This is a genomic window from Streptomyces panacea (assembly GCF_040560175.1).
GTDB lineage: Bacteria > Actinomycetota > Actinomycetes > Streptomycetales > Streptomycetaceae > Streptomyces > Streptomyces panacea.
In genome coordinates this window covers 17,543-27,514 of sequence record NZ_JARJHW010000092.1, presented here as the reverse complement: position 1 = coordinate 27,514, position 9,972 = coordinate 17,543, and the positions used below count along the sequence as shown (strand labels likewise).

11 protein-coding genes, 1 tRNA gene and 1 riboswitch are annotated in these 9,972 nt (G+C 72.0%); of the genes, 8 read left to right on the top strand and 4 right to left on the bottom strand.

The genetic code is table 11. The annotated features are described in order from the left end of the window. Positions 1-12 precede the first annotated feature (12 nt). Complete coding sequence (locus P3L51_RS21545) at positions 13-1,992, bottom strand: AfsR/SARP family transcriptional regulator (protein ID WP_354606908.1); 1,980 nt, start codon at positions 1,990-1,992, stop codon at positions 13-15. 86 nt (positions 1,993-2,078) lie between these two features. On the opposite strand from P3L51_RS21545, the gene P3L51_RS21540 reads away from it, so the two are divergent. Next, positions 2,079-2,975, top strand: coding sequence for an alpha/beta fold hydrolase (locus tag P3L51_RS21540; protein WP_354606907.1), 897 nt, complete (start codon positions 2,079-2,081; stop codon positions 2,973-2,975). 49 nt (positions 2,976-3,024) lie between these two features. Here P3L51_RS21540 and P3L51_RS21535 read toward each other — a convergent pair whose 3' ends face one another. After that, positions 3,025-3,621, bottom strand: coding sequence for a TetR/AcrR family transcriptional regulator (locus tag P3L51_RS21535; protein WP_354606906.1), 597 nt, complete (start codon positions 3,619-3,621; stop codon positions 3,025-3,027). Between the two features lie 79 nt (positions 3,622-3,700). On the opposite strand from P3L51_RS21535, the gene P3L51_RS21530 reads away from it, so the two are divergent. Next, on the top strand, positions 3,701-4,126 hold the full coding sequence (locus P3L51_RS21530; protein ID WP_354606905.1) for a VOC family protein: 426 nt from the start codon (positions 3,701-3,703) through the stop codon (positions 4,124-4,126). A gap of 72 nt (positions 4,127-4,198) precedes the next feature. Here P3L51_RS21530 and P3L51_RS21525 read toward each other — a convergent pair whose 3' ends face one another. After that, positions 4,199-4,405 carry an antitoxin gene (locus tag P3L51_RS21525; RefSeq protein WP_354606904.1) on the bottom strand — a complete coding sequence of 69 codons (207 nt, stop codon included), beginning with the start codon at positions 4,403-4,405 and terminating at the stop codon, positions 4,199-4,201. Positions 4,406-4,582: 177 nt separating this feature from the next. Between P3L51_RS21525 and P3L51_RS21520 the strand changes: the two genes are divergently transcribed. Next, the gene (locus tag P3L51_RS21520) at positions 4,583-4,795 is read left to right on the top strand and encodes a hypothetical protein (RefSeq protein WP_354606903.1); all 213 of its coding nucleotides are present in this window, start codon (positions 4,583-4,585) and stop codon (positions 4,793-4,795) included. 25 nt (positions 4,796-4,820) lie between these two features. Here the strand turns inward: P3L51_RS21520 and P3L51_RS21515 are convergent, their stop codons facing one another. Continuing rightward, positions 4,821-5,477 carry an HAD family hydrolase gene (locus P3L51_RS21515; RefSeq protein WP_354606902.1) on the bottom strand — a complete coding sequence of 219 codons (657 nt, stop codon included), beginning with the start codon at positions 5,475-5,477 and terminating at the stop codon, positions 4,821-4,823. A 100-nt stretch (positions 5,478-5,577) separates the two neighbouring features. Between P3L51_RS21515 and P3L51_RS21510 the strand changes: the two genes are divergently transcribed. From P3L51_RS21510 to P3L51_RS21490, 5 genes are all read left to right on the top strand, one after another. Then, positions 5,578-5,757, top strand: coding sequence for a hypothetical protein (locus P3L51_RS21510; RefSeq protein WP_354606901.1), 180 nt, complete (start codon positions 5,578-5,580; stop codon positions 5,755-5,757). An 81-nt stretch (positions 5,758-5,838) separates the two neighbouring features. Beyond that, positions 5,839-5,912 (top strand) — tRNA-Met (locus P3L51_RS21505). 132 nt (positions 5,913-6,044) lie between these two features. Further along, positions 6,045-6,791, top strand: a complete 747-nt coding sequence (locus P3L51_RS21500; protein WP_354606900.1) for a MerR family transcriptional regulator — start codon at positions 6,045-6,047, stop codon at positions 6,789-6,791. A gap of 544 nt (positions 6,792-7,335) precedes the next feature. Continuing rightward, the gene (locus P3L51_RS21495; RefSeq protein ID WP_354606913.1) at positions 7,336-8,424 is read left to right on the top strand and encodes a PP2C family protein-serine/threonine phosphatase; all 1,089 of its coding nucleotides are present in this window, start codon (positions 7,336-7,338) and stop codon (positions 8,422-8,424) included. A 305-nt stretch (positions 8,425-8,729) separates the two neighbouring features. Beyond that, a riboswitch (cyclic di-AMP (ydaO/yuaA leader) is annotated at positions 8,730-8,884 on the top strand. A gap of 11 nt (positions 8,885-8,895) precedes the next feature. Next, the gene (locus P3L51_RS21490) at positions 8,896-9,960 is read left to right on the top strand and encodes a M23 family metallopeptidase (RefSeq protein ID WP_354606899.1); all 1,065 of its coding nucleotides are present in this window, start codon (positions 8,896-8,898) and stop codon (positions 9,958-9,960) included. Positions 9,961-9,972 lie beyond the last annotated feature (12 nt).

The window sequence follows — 9,972 nt, the reverse complement described above, 5'->3', positions numbered from 1 at the left end:
GGGCCAACCAGCTCAGCCCCCCAACACCCTCTCGATCGCCTCCAGATACCCGGCCACCGGCCCCAGCGTCAGCAACCCGCTTCCCGCGCCCGCCAGTTCGGCGGAGGCCGGGAGCAGGCAGTTGTGGGCGCGGAGCAGGGTTGCGTGGTCCGTGAGGTGGAGGGCCGCCGTTGCTTCCAGGCAGCAGCAGGCCTCGTACAGCAGGTCGTGGGGTGGGTCCGGCAAGGCGTGCAGGGCGCGGAGGGCTCCAGCCTCGTCGCCCGTGGACAGTGCCGCCAGCGGGGTGATCCAGGGGCGGTACGGGCCCCAGTCCGCACGCAGGTCGACCGCCTCGGGGGGCGGCACGGCGGGGCCGTCGGTGAAGTGCAGGGACAGCAGCGCCAGCGGCAGCAGGCCCGACGTCAGGCCCGGCATGCCGGCGGCCGGGAGATCGGTGGCGGCCGATTCGTACGCTGCCCTCGCCCCTGCCAGTTCCCCCGACGCGGACAGCCGCAGCGCGGCGTACCACTCGGTGAACACCCCCACCAGCGGCCGTTCGTGGAGCGCGCCCAGGCGGTCCGCCGCCTGGGCGTGGGCGTCCGCCGCCCGGAAGTCGCCCAGCGCGCCGAGCGCCTGAAGGCGGATCAGATGGCCGAGCACCTCGTAGGTGACCAGACCGTGCCGCGCCCCCAACTCGACCAGCTCCGCGCCGACTTCGGCGCGGCGCGGTGCGAGGCCGGCCCGCGTGAAGGACTGCATGAACGTCCCGTTCAGCGCGAACGCCAGCAGCGCCGGGTCGTCGAGGCGTCGCGCGATCGTCTCCGCCCGCGCCGCCGCCTGCGGTCCGCGCGCGGAGTGCGAGCCGCGCATCTCCACCGCCACCGTCGCCAGCAGCCGGCACCGCACCGCCTCGTACCCCTCGCCGGGCGGCAACGCGGCCAGTGTGCGTTCGGCTGCGGCGACGATCTGCCGCGCCAGTTCCGGATCGTCGGAGCGCGTCCAGATCGCGGGGACGTCGTACGCGCCGATCACCCGGCCGGTCAGTTCCGCGTCACCGAACTCCTCGGCCGCCCGGATCGCCGCCAGCCGCTGCTCGCGCGCCGCCGTCAGCCCGCCGCCTCCGGTCACCGCGAGATCGCGGAGCAGGCCCACGGTCGTCTCCAGGCGGGCGCGGGCGCCGGCCGCGACCGTGCGGTCGTACGCCGCCGCAGCCCGCGTCCACAGCTCCGACGCACGCTCCGGGACCCCTGCGTCGATCGCCGGATCCTGCGCCAGCACGTCCGCCTCCAGCCTGCGCAGCGCGGGCCCCGGATCCAGCCCCAGCTGTTCCACCAGCGTCGACCGGGCCCGGCGCAGGACCGCGAGCGCGTCGCCCTGGCGGCCCGTCCGGTACAGCGCCAGCGCCAGCAGCCGCCAGGCGTCCTCGCGCCAGGGGTGTTCGGTCAGGTGCGCGTGCAGGTCGGGGACCGCTTCGGCGGCGAGGCCGACGGCCAGCTGTGCCTCGGCCCTGCGCTCGACCGACCGGAGCCGCAGTTCGGCCAGGCGGGCGCGTTCGCCCCGTACCCACTCCTCCTGCGCGAAGTCGGCGTACGCGGGCCCCCGCCACAGTTCCAGCGCCTCGTCGAGCCGCCGCAGCGCCCGCGCGGGCGCCAGCTTCGCCGCCTCGCCGACGGCCGTCTCGAAACGCCAGGCGTCCACGGCCTCGGGCCCGGCGCGCAGCGCGTATCCGGGGCCGTCGGTGACCAGCAGCCGGGCCGGGGCACGGGGCGGGCGGTCCGGTTCCAGGGCGCGGCGGAGCGCGGCGACGAAGGTCTGTACGGAGCCGACCGCGCCGGACGGCGGCGGATCGTCCGTCCACAGGTCGGCGACCAGCCGGCCGACGGGGACGACCTGGCGGCGGGCGACGATCAGGCGCGCCAGTACGGCACGGTGGCGCGGGCCCTTGAGAGCGATCGGGCCGTCCGGGCCCTCGGCGGTCACGGGGCCGAGCACACCGAACAGGATCTGTGCCATCCGCCCTCTTCCGTCGCGCTGACCGGCTGCTGATTCGAGGCCCGCACGCTCGAAGCAACGCACGCCACCCTACGGAAGAGCACACCATGCACCCCACCGTCCCCGGCTTCACCTACCGGCGCGTCCCCGTCGCCGACGACGTCAGCCTCAATGTCGCCGTCGGAGGCTCGGGCAGCCCCGTCGTACTGCTGCACGGCTTCCCGCAGACCCACCTCATGTGGCGGCACGTCGCCGTCGAACTCGCCGCCCACCACACCGTCATCTGCCCCGACCTGCGCGGTTACGGCGCCAGCGACAAGCCCGCCGAGAACGCCGGGGCGGATGGGACCGATGGGGTCACGTACGCCAAGCGCACCATGGCCGCCGACACCGTCGCGCTCGCCCGTGCCCTGGGGCACGACCGGTTCGCGCTGGTCGGACACGACCGGGGCGCCCTCGTGGCGATCCGCGCGGCCCTCGACCACCCCGACGTGATCACCCACCTCGCCTCGCTCGACGTCCTGCCCACGCTGGACACCTGGGACGTCATGCACGGCACCAGCGCCGCCGTCGGCTTCCACCTCTATCTGATGGCCCAGCCGCCCGGCCTGCCCGAGCGGATGATCAGCGCGAGTGCCGACGCGTTCTTCGGCCACTTCCTCGACATCTGGACGCGCGACCCGGGGGCGATTCCGGCCGGGATCCGGGCCGAGTACCTGGCGGCCTCCCGCGCGGCCGTCCCGTCCATCGTCGCCGACTACCGCGCCTCCGCCGGGATCGACGTCGCCCACGACCAGGCCGACCGGGACGCCGGGAACCAGCTGCGGATGCCGGTCTCCGTCCTCCAGCAGGACTGGGGTACGGCCCTGGGCTTCGACGCCGCCGCGCGCTGGCGCGCCTGGGCGCCCGACCTGCGGCACACGACCGTCTCGTGCGGCCACTTCATGGCCGAGGAGGCGCCGGGGGAGGTGGCCGCGGCCGTACGGGACCTCGTCACCCGCTGAAGGCGCGGCGGCGTGGCGGCGTGGCGGCGCGGGTACGGGCCCGCACCCGTCACCCCACCCGCAGCGCCCCCAGCAACCGCCCCAGCGCGGCCCTCGTGTCGGTCAGATCCGCCGGGTCCGTCGAGGCCGCCAGCCACAGCGCCGCCTCGTTCATCGCGCCCGACAGCAGGTGCGCGAGCGGCGCCACCGGCTGTGCGGCGATGACACCCTCGGCGACGAGCCCGGCCAGCGCCTGCGTCAGATGGCGGGCCGACGACGCCTCGTCCATCGCCCGCCACTCGGCCCAGCCCAGTACGGCGGGCCCGTCGACGAGCATGATCCGCTGAATGTCCGGACCGGTCGTCGCGGTGATGAACTCCTGGCAGCCCGCGACCAGTTGGTCCCAGGAGTCGTCCCGCGCCCCGGCCGCCTCCGCGACACGGGCGCCGACCTCCTGCTGGACGTCCTCCAGTACGGCACGGAAGAGCGCGGTCTTGCTGTCGAAGTGGTGGTAGAGCGCGCCCTTGGTCACCCCGGCTGCGGCGACGATCTCCGCGAGGCTCACCGCGCCGTAACCGACCTCCGCGAAGAGCTCGCGGCCCTCGCGCAGCAGAGCCCGCCTGGTCTGCTCCCGCTGCCGGGCCCGGGTGCCCCGCTCCTGCGGCATCGCGTTCCTCCCCGTTTGACATGCCATTGGTATGCGAATAGCGTCGTTCGCGTACCAATGGTATGCGAAAGGATCTGTCATGGAGCTGACCAGCTTCTATCCCGTGATCGCCACCACGCGGCTCCAGGAATCCCATGACTTCTACACCCGGCTGCTGGGCTTCGAGACGACGTTCGAGGCCGACTGGTACGTGAGCCTGCGGCGGCCGGGCGCCGTCCCGTACGAGCTCGCGCTCCTCGATCCCACCCACCCGTCGGTGCCCGATGGGTACGGTAAGCCCGTTCAGGGGCTGCTCCTCAACTTCGAGGTGGCGGACGTGGACGCGGAGTGGAAGCGGCTCGTCGACGGCGAGGGGCTGACCCCCGTACTCGAACTGCGCAGTGAGGATTTCGGGCAGCGGCACTTCATCGTGGCCGGCCCCGACGGGGTGCTGATCGACTTCATCACGCCGATCGAGCCGACGGGGGAGTACGCCGAGCAGTACGTCGGCGCGGGCGCGGCCTGAGCCCGTACGACGCGCGAAGGCTCCGACCGGAACAGGTGACCGGTCGGAGCCTTCGAAGTGTGAGTGGTCGGGTCAGCTCTGCGGCGGGCGCTCGTCGCCCGGCGTGGACCGGTCCTGGGAGCCCAGCTGTTCGTTGAGCTTCTGCTGGGCCGTGTCGACCTGGCTCTTGTACTTGTTGCCGGTCTTCCGGTCGACGGCGTCACCAGCCTTGTCGACGCCCTTGCGCACAGTGTCCTCGCGGCCCTTGACCATTCCCTTGAGCTTGTCGAGCATCGACATGACTCGTCCTCCCTTGTGGGGTTCACCTCCCAGCATCGGGGCGTGTGCCGTATCCCGCATCCGGGCGGTGACAAAGGGCATGGAACGGTTGGTAAGCGGCCCATTTCGATGCGATCTCCGGGCAAAGACCGGACCCCGAGGCTGCGCTCCAGCCCCGGGAGTCGCACTCTTGACCGTATGAGTGACACACCGATCGTCGTGCACCGGCCGTCCGGGACGGGCGGCCGGCGGGTCACTGTCCGCGGCCGGATCATGGGACTCGCGCACAACGACGACCATCTGGTCGAATTCCTCCGGCTCGCCGGACTGCCCGACGCCTGGGAACTGCTCGACGACCCCTCCTGGGTGGAGTGGCAGGGCGGGCTGCCCCACGAGTACGGCGCCGAGTGATCGGCGCCGCCCGGACGGCGACCGCTCAGGTCAGCTGCCGCTGCTCCGCCACGATCGGCGTCAGCTGCGTGAGCGTGTCGATCCGCCAGTCCGCCGCCGCGACGACGTCCGGATCGTCCGCAGACAGATAGCCCCAGTGCCCGCGCCGCAGATGCGCCGCGCGCAGGCCGGCCCGCTGGGCGGGGAACAGGTCGTGCATGGGGTGGTCGCCGACGTACAGAATCCGTTCCGGCGCGGTGTCCGCCGCCTCCACGACGCGGGCGAAGAACTCCCCCGAGGGCTTGGCGACACCCCACTCGCCGGACGTGACGACCAGATCGGCCGGCAGATCGAGGCCCCGCAGCAGCTCACCGGCCTTGACCGTCTGGTTGCCGGCGACGATGACGCGTACGCCGAGCTGGTGCAGAGCGGCCAGGGCGGGCCGTACGTCGGGGTAGAGGTCGGACTCGTCCAGGTGCTCGCCCCGGCCCGCGGCCTCTCTGGCCCGGTACGCCTCGCCGACATCTATGTCCGGCTTGATGAGGTGCAGGGCGTCGGCGTTGTCCCTGCTCTGGGTGGTGACGGCGCCGACCAGCGCGGAGATGGTGTGGCGGGGGATGCCGAGCCAATCGGCCCAGGAGGCCCAGTAGCGGTCGTCCCGGACGAGAGTCTCGCCGACGTCGAAAACGATGGTTTCGATCACCGGGGTAAGCGTAGGGGCTGAAGGGCTCCGGACGGTGGCGGTACGAGGTCGTGGGGGACACGCTCTGCCGATTGTCAGTGGCTGGCCGTAGCCTTACGCCATGTCAGCTTCCTCTGATGCCAGCGTTCCCGTCCGTCCCGCCGCCGTGGTCAACACGGAGATCCGTGCCCTGTGGGCGCGCGCGGGCCGGGCGCTGTCCACCGCCGAGCAGGAGGAGTATCAGCGGCTGCTGGTCGAGTGGGCCGCGGCGGTCCGGGCCGATGTGGTGGAGGCGGCTTAGGCCGATCGGGGCCCCCGACACTCCCTGGCCGGGTAAATGGAAATGATCTTGGTCCGGATGGCGTAGTGTTGCATTCAACGGCGCGGGGTGGAGCAGCTCGGTAGCTCGCTGGGCTCATAACCCAGAGGTCGCAGGTTCAAATCCTGTCCCCGCTACTGGAAAAAGACGAAGGCCCGGATCCACTGGATCCGGGCCTTCGTCGTGCTCTCGTGATCCCGTGCCCAGCCGCGTCCGGGCGCCGGATCACGCTTGACCTTTACGCAACGTCAAGATTTAGCGTTTCGGTCATGGAGTGGTCGATCCAGGACATCGCGAAGAAGGCCGGCACGACGAGCCGCACGCTCAGGCACTACGGCGAGCTGGGGCTGCTGGACCCGAGCCGGGTCGGCGGCAACGGATACCGCTACTACGACCAGGACGCCCTCGTCCGGTTGCAGCGGATCCTGCTGCTGCGTGAACTCGGTCTCGGCCTGCCCGCGATCGCCGAGATCCTCGACGGCCAACAGGACACGGCCGCCGCCCTGCGCACCCATCTCGCGCTGCTCGAACAGGAGCGTGCGCGCGTGGGACGTCTGATCGCGTCGGTGCGGACCACTCTCCACAGGACCGAGAGGGGAGAACAGCTCATGGCCGAGGAAATTCTCGACGGCTTCGATCACACCCGCTACGAGCGCGAGGTGACCGAGCGGTGGGGCCGGGACGCGTACGCGAAGGCGGACCGCTGGTGGCGCTCGCTGAACGAGAGCGAGCGCCGGGAGTTCATGGACCTGCACGAGAACATCGCCCGCGACTGGGGCCGGGCCAGGAAGGACGGTCTCGCCGCCGACAGCGACGAGGCGCAGGCCATCGCCGCCCGGCACTGCGACTGGCTGTCGAGCACCACGAGCCCTTCCAGGTCGTATGTCATCGGAGTCGGCGCGATGTACGTCGACGACCCGCGCTTCGGCCGTAACTACGACAAGTACGCGGAAGGCGCGGCCGTCCTCGTACGGGACGCGATGAAGGTGTACGCCGAGCGCCACCTCACCGACTGACGGCCCGCCCCCGGGCTGACTTCCCGGCCGGGCTCCGGTCACCGCACCGGCCCACCGGTAGCCCAGTCGGTCGACGGCGGGTAGCCCCCCGGCGCGTAAGGGGCCAGCCTGGGAAGGGCGCGGCACCGTCCGCAGCCGTCGACGGACCGGGCAGGAGACACAGGTGGGGCAGAGAGACAGCGGAGACGACGGGACGGCGGGCGGCGGCGGGAGCGACGGCCGCCGTCCCGCCGACGGGGCTGTCCGCCGTCCCGGCCTGTCCACCAGGCTCCGCGGCCTCGGCGACAACGCCCGGCGCGGGATCCGGCGCGGCGTCCGCCGCGGCTTCCGGCGCGCCGACCCCGACTCCCGCTCCGGCTGGACGGGCGCCAACCCGGCCGACTCCCACGCCCCGAGTTCGATCCCGCCGAGCTTCGACCCGGACGACCCCACCTGGGAGGGCTTTCCCTCCGCCGACCGGCACCCCCCGGGTTTCGGTCCCGGCGATCCCCGTCCCGCCAGACGGGGGCGCGGCCGGCACGCCGCCCGGTCGGCGCATCCGGTCGTGGCGATCCTGCCCTTCCTGATCCTCGTGGCGGGGATCATCATGGATCAGGCGACCCCGACCGCGATCACCGCTTCCCCGCTCTTCGCGGCGGCGCCGCTGGTCGCGGCCCCGTTCTTCTCGTTCGCGCGCACGCTCGTCATCGGCCTCCTGTCCCTGGCCGCCGTGCTCGGACTGCACTTCTTCAACGACACGGTCGACGAGGTCGCGACGATCACCGAATCGCTGACCGTCTTCACCGTCTCCGTCCTCGCGCTGGCCATCAACGGTGTCGTACGCCGGAGCGGTGAGCGCCTGGCGTCGGCGCGCGTCATCGCCGAGGCCGCCCAGCGGGCCGTCCTGCCGACGCCCGCCTCCCGGATCGGCGGGCTGCACATCGCCGCGCGCTACGAGGCCGCGGAGGAGGGGGCGTTCATCGGCGGCGACCTGTTCGCCGTCCAGGACACGGAGTACGGGGTACGGCTGGTTGTCGGCGACGTACGCGGCAAGGGCATGGCCGCCGTCGAGACCGTGGCCGTCGTCATCGGCGCCTTCCGCGAGGCCGCCGAGCAGGAGCGGTCGCTCGAAGGGGTCGCGCAGCGGCTGGAGCGGGCGCTGGCGCGCGAGGGCACGCGGCGCGACGGGATCGATCTGTTCGAGGGTTTCACCACCGCCGTACTCGCCGAGATCCCGCACGCCGAGGGCATGGTGCGCGTGGTCAACCGGGGGCACCCGGAGCCGCTGCTGCTCGCGGACGACGGCGGACTGACCGTGCTGGCCCCCGCCGATCCGGCGCTGCCGCTCGGGATGGGCGAGCTGGGTTCCTGGCCGGACCGCGCGGACGAGATCCCGTACCGGGCCGGGGCGACGCTGCTCCTCTACACGGACGGGCTCACCGAGGCGCGCAACACGGCGGGCGTCTTCTACAACCCGCGCGAACGGCTCGCGGGACGGATCTTCCCCGGCCCCGACGAGATGCTCGACGCGATCGTCGGGGACGTACGGCTGCACACCGGCGGCGGCAGTACGGACGACATGGCGCTGCTGGCCGTCAGCAGGCCCACCGAGCGGCAGCCGGAGCGGCGCCGGACGATGCCCGTCGTGCCGTGACGGCGTCGCTTCCCGTATCTCCTCCGTCTCTTCGCGATCCCTTCGCCGTGTGTCGTCATCTCGCCCGGCACGCTGCGTAGTTGGGGCGCACCACTCCGCATAATATTTGACGCACCGTCAGTTCGAGTGTGTGATCGCACACGGTCGGAGGGGCGATCGACTCGCCCGATTCCACCCGCTTGTGTCCCGGTTGGTCCGGGCCGGGCCCGCTAACGATCACCCGGAACAGCTTGGAATAAGCCCCGGTCGTCTATTAACGTTCGATAACGCAGCGCGGTTGTCCCAGCCGTCGAAAGAGACGGCACCGTGCGCACGCGCCGAATTCCGCAAGGAAACCGGGGAACCACCAATTGGGGTGAATCGGGCGTCTCTTGCTGCCTCGTGCGGCCAAGAACGCTCGTAGGAGACCTTCCTGCTCCGAACCCGTCAGCTAACCCGGTAGGCGAGAAGGAAGGAAAGGAGAGCGCCCCAGTGGCGTCCAACAGGCCTGCCCCCGAAGCCTCAGCCCCGGTCCATTTCGGTCCCGGGAGCCGGTTCGCCGGTACCGATCGCGCCGACGACGAGGCGACCAGGGACTGGGAGGAGTGGAATCCCACCGCGGACTCCATCCGTCCCGTACGCGGCAAGCACCGTGTCGCCAAGCAGCGCAACGCTCTCGCCCGCAGCTCCACGGTCCTCGGAGTGGGCGTCATCGCGGCGGTCGGCGCGGGAGGCATCGCCTCCGCGCAGGACAAGCCCGCGGTCTCGATATCACTTCCCGACGCGCTCTCGGACAGTTTCCCCGACGCCAAGTCTCTTCCCGGTGTCGGGTCTTTCATGTCCGACGGCGACAAGAAGAGCGACGAGACCCCCTCCCCGCTCACCACCGCGGGCCTCACCGCCGCGGACGCCCAGCAGGGCACCACCGACTCCGGCGAGGCGCTGCGCGCCCGCATCCTCCAGCAGGCGGAGCAGCAGCAGGCCGAGGCCGACGCCGCCCAGAAGGCGAGCGCCGAGACGGCCGCCGCCGAGACGGCCGCGGCCGAGGCGAAGAAGCAGCAGACCGAGGCCGAGGCGAAGGCCGCCGAGGAGAAGCGCAAGGCGAGGGAAGCGGCCGAGCGCAAGGCCGAGAAGGAGCGCCTGGAGAAGCTGGCCGCCAGCTTCTCGCTCCCCACCTCCTCGTACACGCTCACCTCCACCTACGGCCAGACCGGCTCCATGTGGTCCTCCGGCCAGCACACCGGCCTGGACTTCGCCGCCCCCACGGGCACGCCCGCCAAGGCCGTCCACAGCGCGACCGTCAAGTCGGCCGGCTGGTCGGGGTCGTACGGCTACCGCGTGGTGCTGGAGCTCGGCGACGGTACGGAGATCTGGTACGCCCACCTGTCCTCGATGACCGTCAGCGCCGGCCAGAAGGTCAACACCGGCGAGACGGTCGGACGCGTGGGAGCCACCGGCAACGTCACCGGCCCGCACCTGCACCTTGAGGTGCACACCGCGGGCGGCAGCGGGATCGACCCGCTGAGCTGGCTCCGCAGCAAGGGACTCACGCCCTAAGTGCCCTAAGCG

What these genes read in the sequence shown, in the direction of transcription:
- P3L51_RS21545 (WP_354606908.1), bottom strand. Translation starts at nt 1,992, where the DNA reads ATGGCACAGATCCTGTTCGGTGTGCTCGGCCCCGTGACCGCCGAGGGC.
- P3L51_RS21540 (WP_354606907.1), top strand. Translation starts at nt 2,079, where the DNA reads ATGCACCCCACCGTCCCCGGCTTCACCTACCGGCGCGTCCCCGTCGCC.
- P3L51_RS21535 (WP_354606906.1), bottom strand. Translation starts at nt 3,621, where the DNA reads ATGCCGCAGGAGCGGGGCACCCGGGCCCGGCAGCGGGAGCAGACCAGG.
- P3L51_RS21530 (WP_354606905.1), top strand. Translation starts at nt 3,701, where the DNA reads ATGGAGCTGACCAGCTTCTATCCCGTGATCGCCACCACGCGGCTCCAG.
- P3L51_RS21525 (WP_354606904.1), bottom strand. Translation starts at nt 4,405, where the DNA reads ATGTCGATGCTCGACAAGCTCAAGGGAATGGTCAAGGGCCGCGAGGAC.
- P3L51_RS21520 (WP_354606903.1), top strand. Translation starts at nt 4,583, where the DNA reads ATGAGTGACACACCGATCGTCGTGCACCGGCCGTCCGGGACGGGCGGC.
- P3L51_RS21510 (WP_354606901.1), top strand. Translation starts at nt 5,578, where the DNA reads ATGTCAGCTTCCTCTGATGCCAGCGTTCCCGTCCGTCCCGCCGCCGTG.
- P3L51_RS21500 (WP_354606900.1), top strand. Translation starts at nt 6,045, where the DNA reads ATGGAGTGGTCGATCCAGGACATCGCGAAGAAGGCCGGCACGACGAGC.